The sequence below is a fragment of the Mesorhizobium sp. M1399 genome (assembly GCF_040317735.1).
In the GTDB taxonomy this organism is placed as follows: Bacteria; Pseudomonadota; Alphaproteobacteria; order Rhizobiales; family Rhizobiaceae; genus Mesorhizobium.
The window spans coordinates 295967-312629 of sequence record NZ_JAMYKZ010000006.1; the positions used below are offsets into that span (position 1 = coordinate 295967).

At 63.0% G+C, this 16663-nt stretch carries 17 protein-coding genes, 1 tRNA gene and 1 pseudogene; 6 read left to right on the top strand and 13 right to left on the bottom strand.

All coding sequences use genetic code 11. The annotated features are described in order from the left end of the window. Positions 1–8: 8 nt before the first annotated feature. On the bottom strand, positions 9–1583 hold the full coding sequence (ubiB, locus tag NKH05_RS12895; protein WP_353025492.1) for a 2-polyprenylphenol 6-hydroxylase: 1575 nt from the start codon (positions 1581–1583) through the stop codon (positions 9–11). Positions 1584–1653: 70 nt separating this feature from the next. Next, a complete protein-coding gene (ubiE, locus tag NKH05_RS12900) occupies positions 1654–2430 on the bottom strand; it encodes a bifunctional demethylmenaquinone methyltransferase/2-methoxy-6-polyprenyl-1,4-benzoquinol methylase UbiE (RefSeq protein ID WP_352857410.1) in 777 nt (258 codons plus the stop codon). Between the two features lie 167 nt (positions 2431–2597). Between ubiE and NKH05_RS12905 the strand changes: the two genes are divergently transcribed. The 3 genes from NKH05_RS12905 to NKH05_RS12915 all read left to right on the top strand — a co-directional run bounded on the left by NKH05_RS12905 (position 2598) and on the right by NKH05_RS12915 (position 4999). Then, a complete protein-coding gene (locus tag NKH05_RS12905) occupies positions 2598–3572 on the top strand; it encodes an adenosine deaminase (RefSeq protein WP_353025493.1) in 975 nt (324 codons plus the stop codon). Positions 3573–3708: 136 nt separating this feature from the next. Beyond that, positions 3709–4338 carry a uracil phosphoribosyltransferase gene (gene upp / locus NKH05_RS12910; RefSeq protein WP_023675320.1) on the top strand — a complete coding sequence of 210 codons (630 nt, stop codon included), beginning with the start codon at positions 3709–3711 and terminating at the stop codon, positions 4336–4338. Positions 4339–4438: 100 nt separating this feature from the next. Next, positions 4439–4999, top strand: coding sequence for a TIGR02281 family clan AA aspartic protease (locus tag NKH05_RS12915; RefSeq protein WP_023719011.1), 561 nt, complete (start codon positions 4439–4441; stop codon positions 4997–4999). A 3-nt stretch (positions 5000–5002) separates the two neighbouring features. Here NKH05_RS12915 and deoA read toward each other — a convergent pair whose 3' ends face one another. The 6 genes from deoA to NKH05_RS12945 are packed head-to-tail and all read right to left on the bottom strand — an operon-like array spanning position 5003 to position 11174. After that, positions 5003–6319 (bottom strand): thymidine phosphorylase, encoded by a 1317-nt coding sequence (gene deoA / locus NKH05_RS12920; RefSeq protein WP_352857407.1) that lies wholly within the window; start codon positions 6317–6319, stop codon positions 5003–5005. Continuing rightward, positions 6319–7137: a purine-nucleoside phosphorylase gene (locus tag NKH05_RS12925; RefSeq protein ID WP_023719009.1), complete on the bottom strand. Its 819-nt coding sequence runs from the start codon at positions 7135–7137 to the stop codon at positions 6319–6321. Before NKH05_RS12925 ends, deoA begins: the two co-directional genes overlap by 1 nt. Beyond that, positions 7134–7526 (bottom strand): cytidine deaminase, encoded by a 393-nt coding sequence (gene cdd / locus NKH05_RS12930; protein ID WP_023719008.1) that lies wholly within the window; start codon positions 7524–7526, stop codon positions 7134–7136. Before cdd ends, NKH05_RS12925 begins: the two co-directional genes overlap by 4 nt. A gap of 6 nt (positions 7527–7532) precedes the next feature. After that, a complete protein-coding gene (locus NKH05_RS12935) occupies positions 7533–8504 on the bottom strand; it encodes an ABC transporter permease (RefSeq protein ID WP_352484652.1) in 972 nt (323 codons plus the stop codon). A 1-nt stretch (position 8505) separates the two neighbouring features. Next, positions 8506–9645 (bottom strand): ABC transporter permease, encoded by a 1140-nt coding sequence (locus tag NKH05_RS12940; RefSeq protein WP_352484653.1) that lies wholly within the window; start codon positions 9643–9645, stop codon positions 8506–8508. After that, a complete protein-coding gene (locus NKH05_RS12945; RefSeq protein ID WP_023719006.1) occupies positions 9642–11174 on the bottom strand; it encodes an ABC transporter ATP-binding protein in 1533 nt (510 codons plus the stop codon). Before NKH05_RS12945 ends, NKH05_RS12940 begins: the two co-directional genes overlap by 4 nt. Before the next feature lie 181 nt (positions 11175–11355). Here NKH05_RS12945 and NKH05_RS12950 point away from each other — a divergent pair, with 181 nt between their 5' ends. Further along, on the top strand, positions 11356–11565 hold the full coding sequence (locus NKH05_RS12950; protein WP_031194007.1) for a SlyX family protein: 210 nt from the start codon (positions 11356–11358) through the stop codon (positions 11563–11565). Positions 11566–11632: 67 nt separating this feature from the next. On the opposite strand, the gene NKH05_RS12955 is transcribed toward NKH05_RS12950, so the two are convergent. From NKH05_RS12955 to NKH05_RS12965, 3 genes and pseudogenes are all read right to left on the bottom strand, one after another. Continuing rightward, the gene (locus NKH05_RS12955; RefSeq protein ID WP_352484655.1) at positions 11633–12622 is read right to left on the bottom strand and encodes a BMP family lipoprotein; all 990 of its coding nucleotides are present in this window, start codon (positions 12620–12622) and stop codon (positions 11633–11635) included. Between the two features lie 227 nt (positions 12623–12849). After that, a pseudogene (gene msrA, locus NKH05_RS12960) lies at positions 12850–13500 on the bottom strand (peptide-methionine (S)-S-oxide reductase MsrA); the annotation flags it as partial. Positions 13501–13572: 72 nt separating this feature from the next. After that, positions 13573–13896 carry a hypothetical protein gene (locus NKH05_RS12965; RefSeq protein WP_023719002.1) on the bottom strand — a complete coding sequence of 108 codons (324 nt, stop codon included), beginning with the start codon at positions 13894–13896 and terminating at the stop codon, positions 13573–13575. 420 nt (positions 13897–14316) lie between these two features. On the opposite strand from NKH05_RS12965, the gene NKH05_RS12970 reads away from it, so the two are divergent. Both NKH05_RS12970 and NKH05_RS12975 read left to right on the top strand, forming a co-directional pair. After that, positions 14317–14406, top strand: a tRNA-Ser gene (locus NKH05_RS12970). Positions 14407–14589: 183 nt separating this feature from the next. Continuing rightward, positions 14590–15066 carry a GNAT family N-acetyltransferase gene (locus NKH05_RS12975; RefSeq protein ID WP_353025494.1) on the top strand — a complete coding sequence of 159 codons (477 nt, stop codon included), beginning with the start codon at positions 14590–14592 and terminating at the stop codon, positions 15064–15066. 430 nt (positions 15067–15496) lie between these two features. Here the strand turns inward: NKH05_RS12975 and NKH05_RS12980 are convergent, their stop codons facing one another. Both NKH05_RS12980 and NKH05_RS12985 read right to left on the bottom strand, forming a co-directional pair. Continuing rightward, positions 15497–15904 carry a heme-copper oxidase family protein gene (locus tag NKH05_RS12980; RefSeq protein WP_023719001.1) on the bottom strand — a complete coding sequence of 136 codons (408 nt, stop codon included), beginning with the start codon at positions 15902–15904 and terminating at the stop codon, positions 15497–15499. Between the two features lie 271 nt (positions 15905–16175). Next, positions 16176–16448, bottom strand: a complete 273-nt coding sequence (locus NKH05_RS12985) for a hypothetical protein (protein ID WP_031194005.1) — start codon at positions 16446–16448, stop codon at positions 16176–16178. Between the last annotated feature and the right edge of the window lie 215 nt (positions 16449–16663).

A 16663-nucleotide genomic window follows, 5' to 3' on the forward strand; every position in this document is an offset into this window, starting at 1 on the left:
ACAAGGCGTTAGAGCAGCTTCCAGGCGATATACAGCAGCGTCAGAGCGATCACCCACAGCGCCAGCCGGCCGGAGCGGGTGTAGCGCGCCTCGGCCTTGCCGATCGCGCGCGCGGTCCTTTCGTCGAAACGCAGGCCGTTTTCGGCCATCAGGTCGATCTCGCGCGACAGCCGCTCGGTGCGGGCGGCGAGGTCCGGCGCCTGGCGGGCCAGCGCCAGCAGCGCGTTGGCGCCGTCGCGCGCATCGGCCAGCAAAGCGCGCGGGCCGAGATTGCGGGCAATCCAGCCGCTGACCACAGGTTCCGACGTCTTCCACATGTTGAAGGCCGGGTCGAGGGTGCGGGCGACGCCCTCGACAACGACCATGGTCTTCTGCAGCAGCACCAGCTCGGATCGCGTCGCCATGTCGAAGAGCTCGGTCACCTCGAACAGCAGCGTCAGCAGCTTGGCCATCGAGATGGTCTCGGCCGGCTGGCCGTGGATCGGTTCGCCGATCGCCCGGATCGCCTGGGCGAAAGCTGCGACATTGTGCTGGCGCGGCACGTAGCCAGCCTCGAAATGCACCTCGGCGACGCGCTGGTAATCGCGCGTGATGAAGCCGTAGAGGATTTCGGCGAGGAAGCGGCGCTCCTTCCTGCCGAGCCGGCCGGCAATGCCGAGATCGACGGCGACGATGGTGCCATCGGCCTCGACGAAGAGGTTGCCCGGATGCATGTCGGCATGGAAGAAACCGTCACGCAGCGTATGGCGCAGGAACGACTGGACCAGGTTGGCGGCAATCGCCTTCAGGTCGTGGCCGGCGGCGGCGAGGCCGGCAATATCGTTCAACTTGATGCCGTCGACCCATTCCATGGTCAGCACGTCGCGGCCGGTGCGCTCCCAGTCGACCGACGGCACGCGAAAGCCGGGATCGTCCTTGGTGTTCTCGCCGAGTTCCGAAAAAGCCGCCGCCTCCAGCCTCAAATCCATTTCGATCTTGGTGGTCTGGGCCAGCGTCTCCGTCACCTCGACCGGCCGCAGCCGGCGCGACGACGGGATATATTTTTCCTGCAGCCGGGCGGCGAGGAAATAGCTCTCGAGATCGCGAAAGAAGCGGCGGCGCACGCCCGGCCGGATGACCTTCACCGCCACCCGGGTAACGACGCCGTCCTGCAGGGTTTCGGCGGTATGGACCTGGGCGATCGAGGCGGCGGCGACGGCCTCGCCAAAACTGGCATAGAGCTCGCCGACCTTGCGTCCGAGCGAGGCCTCTATTGCCGCTATGGCTTCGGCCTTCGGAAATGTCTGCATCTTGTCCTGCAGCATGGCGAGATCGAGCGCTATGTCGTTGCCGACGACGTCCGGCCGCGTCGCCAGGAACTGGCCGAGCTTGACGTAGGATGGGCCGAGCCGCACGACCGCCTTGGCCAGCCGGTCGCCGCGCTCGTAGGCAAGCGCGCGGCGACGGGTGAACAGCCGGGCCATGCGCCAGCCGAATTTCGGCAGGCCGAAGAGTTCGTCGCCGGGCAACGCCGCGATGACACCCTCGCGGACCAGCACCCAGCCGGCCCGCACGAGCCTGAAACCAGCGCCTATGCTGCTCATGGCTGGCTTTGCCTTGCCGGTTTCCTGAACTGGCGAAAGGCACGTCGGGCTATGAAAATGCGGGCCAGCCTCAAAGCTTCCAGCCCGAATGAAGCGCGGCGATGCCGCCGGAATAGTTGCGGAATGAGGCGCGCTCGAAGCCCGCGCGCGAGATCATCGCCGCGAAATTCTGCTGATTGGGAAATTTGCGGATCGATTCGACCAGATAGGAGTAGGGCTCGCCGTCGCCGGTCACCGCCTTGCCGATCCGCGGGATGGCGTTGAACGACCATGCCTCATAGACCTTGTCGAGCAGCGGCATCTCGACCTCGGAAAATTCAAGGCAGAGAAAGCGCCCGCCAGGCTTCAGCACGCGATAGGCTTCGGCAAGCGCCACATCGATACGCGGCACGTTGCGGATGCCGAAAGCAATGGTGTAGGCATCGAAAGTAGCGTCGGCAAAAGGCAGTTCCTCGGCATTGGCCTCGACGAAATCGGTATTTGCCGACAGGCCCTTTTTCTCGGCTCGGTCGCGGCCGACGGCGAGCATCGAGCCGTTGATGTCGAGAACCGTTGCATGGGCATGCCTGCCGCTCGCCTCGACGATGCGGAAGGCGACGTCGCCGGTGCCGCCGGCAACGTCGAGAACGCGCCAGCCCGGCCGCTTCGGTGGATTGAGCCAGGCGACCATGGCGTCCTTCCACAACCGATGCAACCCGGCCGACATCAGGTCGTTCATCAGGTCGTAGCGGTTCGCCACCTTGTGGAAAACATCATTGACCAGGGGCTGCTTGTCGCCTGGCCCTACCCGCTTGAAACCATAGGAGGTTTCCATGCCGCCCGCAGCCGTGGTTCTTTCAACCGACATCGTTTTGATCCGCCATAAAATCGGCGGGACCATAGCCGATCGATGGTGCGGGCGCTATTGTTTAAGGCGCGGTGTTCGGCCGCGCTTCGAAGCAGGTTCCGGAAAAGCGTCGCACGGTTTTCCGACAAGAACCTGCGTCATAAGAAAAAGCCTGACGGGATAATTGAATGCCTTTGAAAGCAGAACTGCACTGCCACATCGAAGGGGCAGCGGCGCCTGAACTCGTCCTCCGCCAGGCCGAGAAATACGGCAGGGATGCCTCGCCCTACATCCGGGACGGCTCCTTCGCCTGGCACGATTTCACCTCCTTCCTCGCCGCCTACGACTTCTCCTCCGACCTGTTCCGCACCGAAGAAGATTATGCGCGGCTGGCCGATCACTACCTGACCAGCCTCGCCCGCGACGGCGCCATCTATTCCGAGGTTTTCACCTCGCCGGACCATGCCAGCAAGGCCGGGCTGTCGCCGAAGGCCTATACCGACGCGCTCGGCGAAGGCATGGCCCGCGCCAAGGCGAAGACCGGCATCGAAGGCCGCATGATCGTCACCGGCGTGCGCAATTTCGGTGTCGAATCGATCGAGCGGGCTGCGCGTTTCGCCGCCCGCAGCGGGCATCCGCTGGTCACCGGCTTCGGCGTCGCCGGCGACGAGCGGATTGGCGATCTGGAAGATTATGTCAGGGCCTTCGAGATCGCCCGCGAGGCCGGCCTCGGCATTACCGTGCATGCCGGCGAATTGATGGGCTGGGAGAGCGTCGAGGCGGCACTCGACCACATCCGCCCGTCTCGCATCGGCCACGGCGTGCGCGCCATCGAGAACCCCGATCTCGTGCGGCGCATCGCCGACGAAGGCGTCGTGCTCGAATGCTGCCCTGGCTCCAACATCGCGCTCAAGGTCTTCGACAGTTTCGCCGACCACCCATTTCCCGCATTAAGGGCAGCGGGCTGCAAGGTGACGCTCAACTCCGACGACCCACCCTATTTCTGGACCTCGCTGAAGCGCGAATACGACATCGCCGCCGAGCATTTTGCGATGGACGACAAGGCGCTCACCGCCGTCACCAGGACGGCCATCGAGGCAGCTTTCGTCGACAGGAAGACCAGGGCGGCGCTGCTGGGCAGGCTCGGCGTCAAGGGCAGGTGAATGCTGAATTGCGAACCTGGCGCTTCGGTCGGTCAACCGCGAGTTCTTCCGCGCAACCAAGGACTCGCAAACCAGTTCACTATTCACCATTCACCATTCACCATTCACTATTCACCTGCGCAGTTCGGAGAACACCATGAAGGGCGTCACCGTCGTCGACCATCCGCTTGTCCAGCACAAGCTGACCATCATGCGCAAGAAGGAAACCTCGACGGCCGGGTTCCGGCGGCTGCTGCGCGAGATCTCGCTACTGCTCGGCTATGAGGTCACCCGCAACCTCGAACTGACCACGACGACGATCGAGACGCCGATCGAGACGATGGAGGCGCCGACGCTGGAGGGCAAGAAACTCGTCTTCGCCTCCGTGCTGCGCGCCGGCAACGGCTTGCTCGAAGGCCTGCTCGATCTGGTGCCGGCGGCGCGTGTCGCCCATATCGGCCTCTACCGCGACCATGAGACGCTGGAAGCGGTCGAATATTTCTTCAAGGCGCCGGGCGACCTCGCCGACCGGCTGGTGATCGTCGTCGATCCGATGCTGGCGACCGCCAATTCGGCGATCGCGGCGATCGACAAGCTGAAAGGCCGCGGCGCCACCAACATCCGCTTCCTCTGCCTGTTGGCGGCACCAGAGGGCCTCGAGCGTTTTACCCAGGCGCATCCCGATGTTCCGGTCTTCACCGCTTCCATCGACCGCCAACTCAACGAGAAGGGCTACATCATGCCCGGCCTCGGCGATGCCGGCGACCGTATGTACGGCACCAAATAGGTCCGTTTACCGATTGTTTACGCAAACGGCTGGTTTCCGCATTCGTTAAAGCGGCAAACACCTTGTCGGACTAAGGATCGGCAACCACAAAGGCCGGTCCATGCTGCGCAAGCTTCTCATCCTTGGCGTGTTTGCCGGAACGTCGGCATCGCTGCCGATCGTCTATCAGTCGAATCCACAGACGATCGAGCGGCTGTTGAAATCCGCCATCGGAGCCAAGCCGGCCGACACCCAAACCGACCTGAACCTCGCCGCCGTCCCGGACAGGCCGGCGACGCCGCAGCCGCTCGGCCGCAAGGTCGTCGTCACCGCGGACGCGCGCGGGCATTTCATGTCGGTCTTCAAGTTGAACGGCCGCCAGATCGAAGGCATGATCGATACCGGTGCGACGCTCGTCGCCATCAACAGCTCGACTGCGCGCAGGATCGGCATCTCGCTCAATTCGACGGATTTCAGCCATCAGGTCAACACCGCCAATGGTGCGATCAAGGCCGCCGTGGTGACGATCGACCGCCTGCAGATCGGCAGGATCACCGTTGAGGGCGTCGAGGCCGTCGTGCTCGACGACAGGGCGCTGCACACCAACCTGATCGGCATGAGCTTTCTGCAGCGGCTCGAAAAATACCAGGTCGAAGACGGCACGCTGCTGCTGGTTCAGTGACTATCAGCGCGGCAGGATCCGCCGGATGACGGTTTTCTCCGCGGCCGGTTTGGAAGTCCCGATCGTATAGGCCGAAAGCACGGCGGCCGCGGCCGCCTCGGCATCCCCGGCATTGCGGGCATGGACCAGCGCCAGCGCCTCGCCGGTCCGCACTTCAGCGCCGACCGGCAGCAGCCTGGTGATGCCGACGGCGTGATCGATCCTGTCGTCCGGCCGCGTCCGCCCGCCGCCAAGCCCGACCACCGCAAGCCCGATCTCGCGGGTTGCGATGCCGGTGACGAAGCCGTTCGCGCTCGCCTTGACGGCGAATTCCGTTGCCGCTTTCGGCAGATATTTTTCCGGATTCTCGATGAAATCGGCGGGACCGCCAAGTGCCGCCACCATGCGCGCGAAGATGGCAGCGGCGCGACCGCCGGCCAGCGTCTCGGCGGCGCGGCGTAGGCCGTCCTGGTTGGACGACACCAGGCCTGCCGATTGCAGCATCTCGGCGGCCAGCGCCAGCGTCACATCCTCCAGCCGCCGGTCGCGAAAGCGGCCGGTGAGAAAATCGACGGCGTTGCGCACCTCGACCGCATTGCCGGCAGCGGACGCCAGCGGCTCGTTCATGCCGGTGACCAGCGCCGAGGCCTTCAGGCCGGCGCCATTGGCGACGTCGACCAGGCTGTTGGCCAGCGTGGTTGCGTCGCGCGATTTCTCCATGAACGCGCCGTTGCCGACCTTGACGTCGAGCACCAGCGAATGGAGGCCGGCCGCCAGTTTCTTCGACAGAATCGAGGCGGTGATCAGCGGCACCGATTCCACCGTTCCCGTCACATCGCGGATGGCGTAGAGCCTGGCGTCGCCGGGTGCGAGATCGGCGGTCTGGCCGATGATGGCGCAGCCGGTTTCGAGCACGGTTTTGCGCAAGCGCGCAACATCCGGCTGGCTGATATAGCCGGGGATGGCATCCATCTTGTCCAGCGTGCCGCCGGTATGGCCGAGGCCCCTGCCGGAAATCATCGGCACATAGGCGCCGCAGGCAGCGACGATCGGTGCCAGCATCAAGGAGACATTGTCGCCGACGCCGCCCGTCGAATGCTTGTCGGTGACCGGGCCGGGCAGATCCGACCAGTCGAGCACATCGCCGGAATCGCGCATCGCCATAGTCAGCGCCACCACCTCGTCGCGGCTCATGCCGTTGAAGAACACCGCCATGGCGAAGGCGCCGACCTGCGCGTCGGTAACGGTGCGGGCGGTCAGGCCCTCGATGAAAGCCGATATCTCCTCAGCCGAGAGTTTTTGACCGTCGCGCTTGCGGCGGATGATTTCCTGGGGAAGCATCAGGCGTCTACCCTGTGCTCCGGAAGCCCGTCCTGAAAAACACGCTGCAGAATGGTCGCCAGCCGCGCGCCGCCGACCGGCGCCATGTCCTTGGTCTCCTGGTGCGACAGCTCGGCTCCGGTCATGCCGGCGGCAAGGTTGGTGACGACCGAACAGGCTGCGACGCGCAGCCCGAGGAAGCGGGCGAGAATGACCTCCGGCACCGTCGACATGCCGACCGCGTTGGCGCCCATGATGCGAGCCATGCGGATCTCGGCCGGCGTCTCGAAGCATGGGCCGGAGAACCACATGTAGACGCCCTTGTGCAGCCTGGTACCGGTGGCCTTCGCGGCTTGCTCGATGGCGGAGCGGAGACCGGCGTCGTATGCTTCGGTCAGGCCGACGAAGCGGCGGTCGCTCGGCTCGCCGATCAGCGGGTTGGAGCCTGAGAAATTGATGTGGTCGGTGATCAGCATCACCGAGCCCGGGCCCATCCCGGGATCGACCGAACCGGCGGCGTTGGTGAGGATCAGCCTGGAGATGCCGAGGCCGGCGAGCACCTCGAGTGCCGGCCGCATCGCCGCCGCGTTGCCGTGCTCGTAATAGTGTGCGCGACCGGACAGCATCAGCACCGGCGTGCCGGCAAAGAGCCCCGCCACCACCTCGCCGGCATGGCCGCTGACGCCGCTTCTGGGGAAGCCCTGCAAGTCGGCATAGGAAATGCGCACCGCATCCTCGACCTTGTCGACAAGCCCGCCAAGCCCCGATCCCAGCACCAGCGCAGTGGTCGGCGCCAGCCCGTCCAGCCTTTCGACGAGGTGATCGAGTGCTTCCTTCATTTCAACACATCGCCCTGGAAGCCGTATGGCAGCAACTCGCCCATGGTCACGGTCTCGACCACGCCGCTATCATCGCAGAGATAGAACTTCGTTTCCGGCCGGCAGAATTCAGCCAGCCGCTGCCGGCAGCCGCCGCAGGGCGAGCATTTTGCCACGCGTTCGGCGATCACGGCGATTTCCGTAATCTTGCCGCCGCCACCCATGATGTAGTGGCCGAGCGCGGTGGTTTCGGCGCACCAGCCCTCCGGATAGGACGCGATCTCGACATTGGCGCCGGTGAAGACACGGCCGTCCTCGGTGCGCAACGCCGCGCCGACCGGAAATTTCGAATAGGGCGCATAGGCCTTGGCCATGGCGGCTTTCGCCGCTTCGAACAGATCACGAGCCATGATAAATCAGCGTTCCTTGACATAAGGCACGCCGCCGGCACGCGGCGGGATTGCCTTGCCGATGAAGCCTGCAAGCAGGATGACGGTCAGCACATAGGGCAGCGCCTGCATGAATTGCACCGGCACCTTGCCGATCAGCGGCAGCGGCGTGCCTTGCAGGCGGATCGACGCCGCGTCGAGGAAGCCGAACAGCAGGCAGGCGAACATGGCGTTGACCGGTTTCCATTTGGCGAAGATCAGCGCGGCCAGCGCGATGTAGCCCTTGCCGGCGGTCATGTCCTTCACGAAGCCGCCATTCTGCACCATCGACAGGTAGGCACCTGCAATGCCGGTGAGCACGCCGGTGCAGATCAGCGCCCGATAGCGCAGCCAGGCGACCGATATGCCGGCGGTATCGACCGCGGCCGGGTTCTCGCCGACGGCGCGCAGGCGCAAGCCGAAGCGGGTGCGGAACAGCACCCACCAGGTGAACGGCACGGCCAGGAAGGCGAGATAGACCAGCACTGAGTGGCCGGAGATGAGTTCCGAATAGATCGGCCCGAGGATCGGCATGCTCCTGAGCGCATCCGCGCCCGGCCAGATGATTGTCTCGAAGCGCTCGCCGGCGGCCAGCGCCGGCGTGCGCCCGCCTTGCTGGAACCAGGCCTGGCCGAGCATGATCGTCGATCCGGCGGCAATGAAATTGATCGCGACACCGGAAACGATCTGGTTGCCGCGGTGGGTGATCGAGGCAAAGCCATGGATCAGCGCGAAGGCGACCGAAATGAGGATGGCCATGCCGAGGCCGAGATAGGCCGAGTGGAAGACCGAGGCGGCGGCGGCACCGGCGAAGGCCCCAACCAGCATCTTGCCTTCGAGCCCGATGTCGAAGACGCCGGCCCGCTCTGAATAGAGGCCGGCGAGGCAGGCGAGCAGCAAGGGGACCGACAGACGGATGGTCGAGTCCAGGACCTGTACGATGGCGTTGAAGAAATCCATCTCAGGCGCCCTTCCCCTTGACCGCTTCCATGCCGACCGATCTCGGGCTGAGCGAGGCGAACAGCGCCTGGACATAGGGCCGGAACATATGCTCGAGCGCGCCGGCGAACAGGATGACCAGGCCCTGGATGATGACGATCATGTCGCGGCTGATCGCCGGCATCTCGAAGGCGAGCTCGGCGCCGCCCTGGTAGAGCATGCCGAACAGGATTGCGGCAAGCACGATGCCGACCGGGTGCAGTCGCCCCATCAGCGCCACCGCGATGCCGACGAAACCGGCGCCCGAAACGAATTCGAGCGCGACATTGTGCTGGTCGCCCATCGTCGGGTTGAGCGCCATCATGCCGGCCAGCGCGCCCGAGATCATCATCGCAATGATGATGATGCGGATTTCCGAAATCCCGGCATAGCGCGCCGCTTTCGGGCTGTGGCCGTAGGTACGCATCTCGTAGCCGAGCTTGGTGCGCCAGATCAGGACCCACACCAGAAAGGCCATGGCCAGCGCCAGCAGCGAGCTGACGTTGAACGGCGCCGAACGGATTTTGGCGCCGAACAATTCGATGATCCAGTTGAGCTTCGGCAATTGTGCGCCTTCGAGGAAGGTGCGCGTCTGCGGCGCCATCGAGCCGGGCGGCTTCAGCATGCCCACCAGCGCATAGACCATGACGCTGGCGGCGATGAAATTGAACATGATGGTGGTGATGACGATGTGCGAGCCGCGCTTGGCCTGCAGATAGGCCGGGATCAGCGCCCACAGCGCGCCCATCGCCGCGGCGGCGATAATGGCGATCGGGAAGGTCAGCCACCAAGGCAGCACGCTGTCGAAGGCCAGGCAAACGATGCCGATACCGAGACCGGCGATATAGCCCTGGCCCTCGCCACCGATGTTGAACAGGCCGCAATGCGCCGCAACCGCCACCGACAGCCCGCTGAAGATGAAGGTGGTGGCATAGAAAAGCGTGAACGCGATGCCTTGGCCGCGACCGAAGGCACCCTCGACCAGGATGACCGCAGCACGCAGCGGGTTCTCGCCGACCAATATGACGACGAAACCGGCAACGACGAAGGCGACGAACAGATTGATCAGCGGGATCAGCACATAATCGGCCCAGGCCGGCAGCTTGGCATAGGGAGTGCTCATTCCGCGGCCTCCCGGTGCTCGACGCCGGCCATCAGCAGGCCGAGTTCGCCCTCGGTCGCGTCGGGGCCGCGCTCGCCGACGATGCGGCCGGCAAACATCACCAGAATGCGGTCGGAAAGCGAGCGGATCTCGTCGAGCTCGACCGAAACCACCAGCACCGCCTTGCCCTGGTCGCGCATCGCGATTAGGCGCTTGTGGATGAATTCGATGGCGCCGACATCGACGCCGCGCGTCGGCTGGCCGACGATCAGCACGCCGGGATCCTGCTCCATTTCCCGCGCCAGCACGATCTTCTGCTGGTTGCCGCCGGAGAAATTGGCGGTCTTGAGGCGGCAGTCCGCCGGTCGGATGTCGTATTTGACGATCTTGTCCCTGGCATCGTTACGGATGGCGTCGATGTCGAGAAACGGCCCCTTCAGATAGCGCTCGTCGTCCTGGTAGCCGAGGATCGAATTCTCGTTCTCCTCGAAGGCCAGCACCAGGCCGACATGATGGCGGTCCTCCGGCACATGGGCAAGGCCGCGCTCGCGCAGTTCACCGGGATCGGCGGCGCCGGTGAGGTCGATCGGCTTGCCGTCCAACGTGACCGAACCCGAAACCGCGCGCCTGATGCCGGAAATCGCCTCGAGCAGTTCGGATTGTCCGTTGCCGGCGACGCCGGCAATGCCGACGATCTCGCCGGCATGGATATCGAAGGAGACGTCGTCGACCATGGTGACGCCGCGGGAATCCTTGACCGTCAGGTTCTTGACCGCGAGCTTGACGCCGCCGGCCTTCGCCTCGCCTTTCTCGACGCGCAGCAGCACGCGCCGGCCGACCATCAGCTCGGCCAGCTCCTCGACCGTGGTCTTCCTGGTTTCGCGTGTCGCCACCATGGTGCCCTGGCGCATCACCGAGACCGTGTCGGTGATCGCCATGATCTCGCGCAGCTTGTGGGTGATCAGCACGATCGTCTTGCCCTGCTCCTTCAGCTGCCTGAGGATACGGAACAGGTGGTCGGCCTCGGCCGGCGTGAGCACCCCCGTCGGCTCGTCGAGGATCAGGATCTCGGCGCCGCGATAGAGCGCCTTGAGGATTTCGACGCGTTGCTGCAGGCCGACTGGCAACTCCTCGATGATGGCGTCCGGATCGACTTCGAGCCCGTATTCGCGCTCGAGCCGCTCCAGCTCGGAACGCGCCTTGGCGATGCTTTTCTTCAGCAGCGCATCGCTTTCGGCGCCGAGAATGACATTTTCCAGCACCGAGAAATTGTCGACCAGCATGAAGTGCTGATGCACCATGCCGATGCCGAGCGCGATCGCATCGTTCGGTGTCTTGATCGATGCCGGCTGGCCGCCGACACGGATTTCGCCGCTGTCGGCCTGGTAGAAGCCGTAAAGGATCGACATCAGCGTCGACTTGCCGGCGCCGTTTTCGCCGACGATGCCATGGATGGTGCCGCGCGTAATTTCCAGATTGATGTCGCGGTTGGCGCGCACGGCGCCAAAGCTCTTGTCGATGCCGATCAGCTCGATTGCGGCTTGCGCCATGCAGCCTGTTCCCACTGTTATTTTTTTACCGCTTGGTCAAACGCCTAGCATGACGCCCAGTCTGTGCCAATTGGGTCTGTGCCAATTGGCCGGAGCACGGTTCACTCTCGACAAATCCCGTCATGCTTGTCAATTTCCAACGTGGCCGCACCCTGCACAATCGCCTGATCGAGGAATTCAAATGACCATGCCCGACGACCGGCTGACGACGCTGGAAATCCGCGCCGCCGAGCAGGAGAAGACCATCGAGGAACTGTCCGGCCAGATCGCCGAGCAGTGGAAGGTGATCGAGCGCATGCAGCGCAAGCTCGACGCGCTGGCCGAGCGCTTCCTGGCGCTGGAGGAACAGGCCGCACCCGACGTGCCGGTGACCAAGCCGCCGCACTGGTGAGCGGCCTGACAATGCAAAACCGCCGGGCTTTCACCCGACGGCTCGTCAGCTCAGCAATGTCTGTCGATCAATACGGGCAGGCATTGTCCGACATGTAGTCGTGCACCTTGATGGTGCCGGCGATGATGTCGGCCTTGGCCTTTTCGACCGCTGCCTTCATCGCATCGTCGACAAGCGCCTTGTTGTTGTCGTCCATGGCGTAGTCGACGCCGCCTTCCTTGAGGCCGAGATCATTGATGCCGGCCGTGAACTTGCCGTCCTTGGCATCCATGAAGGTGTTGTAGACGGCAACGTCGACACGCTTGACCATGGAGGTCAGCACCTTGCCGGGCTGCAAGCCGTTCTGGTTGGAATCGACACCGATGCCGAGCTTGCCCGCGTCGGCCGCCGCCTGCAGCACACCGACACCGGTGCCGCCAGCCGCAGCATAGATCACGTCGGCGCCCTGGTCGATCTGCGTCTTGGCGATCTCGCCGCCCTTGGCGGGATCGTTCCAGGCTGCGGGCGTATCGCCGGTCATGTTCTGGATGACGTCGGTGGCGCCGGCCGCTTTGGCGCCGCCGACAAAGCCGCAGCCGAATCTGCGGATCAGCGGAATATCCATGCCGCCGATAAAGCCGACCTTCTTCGACTTCGAAGCCATCGCCGCCATCACGCCGACGAGATAGGAGCCTTCCTGCTCTTTGTAGACGAGGGAGCGGACATTGGGCTTGTCGACGACCATGTCGATGATGGCGAATTTGGTCTCGGGGAATTCCGTGGCAATCTTGTCAAGCGCATCCGACCAGGAGAAGCCCGCCATGACGATCGGATTGCGGCCATCCTCGGCGAAGCGGCGCAGCGCCTGCTCGCGCTGGGTGGCGTTGCTGACCTCGAATTCCACATAGGGGATGCCGGTCTCGGTCTTGAACTTTTCGGCGCCGTTGAAGGACGCCTCGTTGAACGACTTGTCGAACTTGCCGCCGAGATCGTAGAGGATCGCGGGTTGAATGTCCGCGGCGAAGGCCGGAAGAACCATTGCAGCTGCGGCCATAAGGCCGAGAACGATACGTTTCATGTGATCCACACCCCTGTCGGTTATTTGTCCATTATGCACCGCATGCCGGCCCGGTTCTCCGGCAGGCATTCGGCGTCAGGCAGGAGTGTCTTCCTCCCGCTTCGGGCCAATCTGGCACGGCCCGAAACAAAATTCACGTGGAATTTTGACCTGTTGGAAAAGCGTGGCGCCCCCAAGCGGCGCCACAGCAAATTACTTGCGTCAGGGGCGTAAAAAAAGGGCGCGACCGCGGCCGGTATTGCGCAGGAGACGCCGGTTCCCTGCAGGCCGCAATAGCCGTAGGGGTTCTTCGCCAGATATTGCTGGTGGTCTTCCTCGGCGAAGTAGAATTCCGGCGCCGGCGCGATCTCGGTGGTGATCTTGCCGCGTCCGGCACCGCGCAGCGAAGCCTCGTAAGCATCGCGCGAAGCGAGCGCCGCCTGGTGTTGCGCGTCGTTGAACGTGTAGATCGCCGAACGGTAGGTGGTGCCGACATCATTGCCCTGGCGCATGCCTTGCGTCGGGTCGTGGCTTTCCCAGAACAGCTTCAAAAGCTCGGCATAGGACACGATCTTCGGATCGTAGACGACGAGCACGACTTCGGCATGGCCGGTGAGCCCGGTGCAGGTTTCCTGATAGGTCGGGTTGGGCGTGACGCCGCCAGCATAGCCGGCCGCCGTGACCCAGACGCCATCGACCTGCCAGAACAGGCGCTCGGCACCCCAGAAACAGCCCAGCCCGAACATCGCCGTCTCAAGCCCTTCGGGATAGGGACCCTTGAGCGGCCTGTTCGAGACGAAATGCTTCGATGCCGTCGGGATCGGCCGGTCGCGGCCGGGCAACGCCTCGGAGGGCTTCGGCAGGTTGAGCTTCTTGTTCAGCATATCGCTGAGAAACATGTGCGATTTCCTTTTCTTCTTGCTTGAGCCTTCCCCGATCCGGGGAACGCTGGATCCGGGAACGCAGGAATTTTAGGTCGCGGCGAACCGCCCGCTGGGGCGCTGCCGCCTGTAGCCGATGGCATAAAGAACGAAGGCCAGCACCGCGAACACGGCAAAGCCGGGCTGGCTGAGCACCCAGGCGATGGCGCCGTCCCACAGCAGCGGATTGAGCTTGTCGCGGACGAAGCTTTCAAAGGCGCTGCGCGTGTCCGGCGAGACGGCGAGCCAGCTGGTGTTGAGCGGGGTCATCACCAGCGCCGAAGCCGCCACCGACCGGGTCGCGTCGAGCACGGCCATGATGACCGAAACCGAAAGCGCGACCATTGCAGCGAGACGAAAGACGAAGCGAAACATCCAGACCCTTCCTCCCCAGGAGTTTATCGGAATGTCGTGTCGGACTGTTAAATAGGATTTACCTGCTTCGTCTGCAATCGCGACACGCGAAGTTGAACTTACGCCGGCGGCTTGCACCTGGGCCGGCTGACGAGCCAGACGGCGAAGACGCCGCGGCCGACTGGTTTGTAGGCGCCCAACGAGCACACTGATGCCATGGGCTGAGCATCCCTGTCCGGCAAAGCGAATAGAGTGTCTTGGCATTCGGCACCGGATCGACTAGATGAGCCCCGCGCCTGTTGCTTGACGGCTCGGGTGCGGGGAAAGGGTATCCGCTGGTTGACGGCGCCCACGGCCGGAATTCCGGGCCGGAATCCCAAAGGAGATGCATCTCCCCAACCCGCACGGCGAAACCGGCCGCGTCGAAGATGCTAAAAGGACGGAGAGGTGGCCGAGTGGTTGAAGGCGCACGCCTGGAAAGTGTGTTTACGGGAGACCGTAACGCGGGTTCGAATCCCGCTCTCTCCGCCAGCTAATCCCGAGAAACCCTTTATTTTCCGGGCGTTTGGTAAGGTTCGGTTAGTAGCCTACTAACCAGCCTACTAATCACTAGGGTCAAAACTCCGCCAATGGCCGAGATGGGTGGAAGACCGACGTTCGTTGACAGAAAGACATCACCGTCGCAGCGTCGTCTACAAACGGGGAGGTGTCTCAATGTCAGTGGAAATCCGGGCTGCCTCGGAGGCAGACTTTGACGCGCTCGTTCGGCTCAATCAGGTGGTTCAGAGTCTCCATGCTGAATTGCATCCAGACGTTTTCAAACAGGCAGCCGATCCGTCTGCGGTGAGGACATTTTTCGCAGCGAGGCTGGCTGATCCGAAGAGCTCGATCGCGATTGCTGAGATTGATCGTGCTCCAGTCGGCTACGTCTGGTTTGAAATTCAGTCGCTGCCAGAAACGCCGTTCACTTTCCCTCGGCCCCTGATCTATGTGCACCACATCTCGGTTATGCCGGAAGCTCGTCGTCGTGGAGTTGCCGCAGCTTTGATGTGCCATGTTGAACAGCGAGCTGCTTGCGAAGGTTTCGACGAAATTGCTATGGCATCTGGGCAGCCAATCTCGACGCGCGGCATTTCTTTGGGTCGCAAGGATGCGTTCCGTACAACATTGCACTTTGCAAGAAGCTTGTGAGAGTCAGCTAAGGGTCAGCAAGCGGACGTTTGAATTACGGTGACAGTGCACTTTGAATTACGGCGACAGAATTACGGTGACAGTGCACTATTTGTCATGTTTGCTCGGCTGTCGCTGTGCGTAAATTGAACGCATGGCTCGACTTGCATTACCGCGCCGCCGATGTCGTGCAACCGATGGGCAGCGAAGCACTTCTCGACCGTGATTGCCGAGCAAACCGGAAAGAGCAGTGAAATTGGGAAACGCGACAGGCGGGAAAAAGAAAATGGTGCACTGTCACCGTAATTCGTAATTTGCAGAGGGCGCGAAGGATCGCTACTGAGCGGCTCCATCTGCGCCGCACCCCTTACCCCAGATCAGCCCACAAGCCGAACGACCCGCGCTCCACCAGAGCGCGGGCTTCGACAGGTTCGTTAGTGTCGCTACGCGTCTAGCGCGGAACCGCTTGTATTCCCGAGACCGAGCGCTCTGTTTCGCCGGAGAAAACCACGAAGGCAAAGATCAGCACGGCGACAGCGACAATCATTGAGCCGGTGGCGACGATCGGCTCGAGCGCCGGATTTCCCTGCAGCATCAGGTAAAGCGCCGGCAACATCACGACCAGGCCGAGATTGTACACGCCATAGTGGATCATCGCCGTCCTGCGGGCAGCCTTCGCCGGGTTCAGCGCATAGTAGCCGCCGAATATTGCACTAGTGACCCATCCCAGCAGGTTGATGTGCGCGTGAGCCGGAAACGCGCCGTGATCGCCTGAAATTGCCATCTGCAGGCCAGCTGCAATTCCCAGAATAAGAAAGACGATGGCTGTCTTGAAAAAGAGCTCCGAAACCTTAGGCATGTCATTCTCCCAAACCCGTTTTGCCGCCGCATCATGCTTTGTTTCCGGCGACCTTGCCAAGGGGGGACGTCGGGCCTGCCGAACCATTTGTTGGCGGCCTGACGGCCCGTTGGCGGCCGGCCGCCGGGCCTGGCCGGTTGCGAGTCCAGCCGGTAAAAAATATGCGCTCACGCTAATTTGATTGCAATATCACCCGCCAGGCTTCCACGTCGTTCTCACAAGGGAAGTGTCCTGCACGATGGTGGTGCCATACGCGCCAAAGGTCAGCCCGTCAGTGTTGCAGCAAGGCCTCGCCAAACTTCTCCCACAGCTGTGTGCAATCTGTTGCTCTGAGGCTGGGGGTTCCGAGTGGGCCATATCGGATGACGGCGGCGTGAACATCATAGCCAACGATAGGTGCATTGGCGACAAAGTGGATAGCCTCGCCCAATCGGCGAGAGCCAATTGGCGCATCGGTTTTGTTGGTGATGTCGAAGACACCACAAATATCCACTTCCTGATTTCTGGCTGCCAACGCAGCTTCCATTACCTGTTCGTGCATCATCGAAATCTCTCCTAACGGTCTAAGTCTAAGAACCGCGGCTTTTGCCGGTCCGGCAGCTGACAACCGCCAAGTCGAAGTGCCTTTTGCAGCATCTCGATTGGCTCTTGCTGCGAGCCACTCCGCCCGCTCCCGCGGCAAGCCGATAAGGCAACTGCCCGCGAAATCCGCAGGCACGTCCACGGTCGCATCAAACACGGCCCACGTGCCAGTCGGCT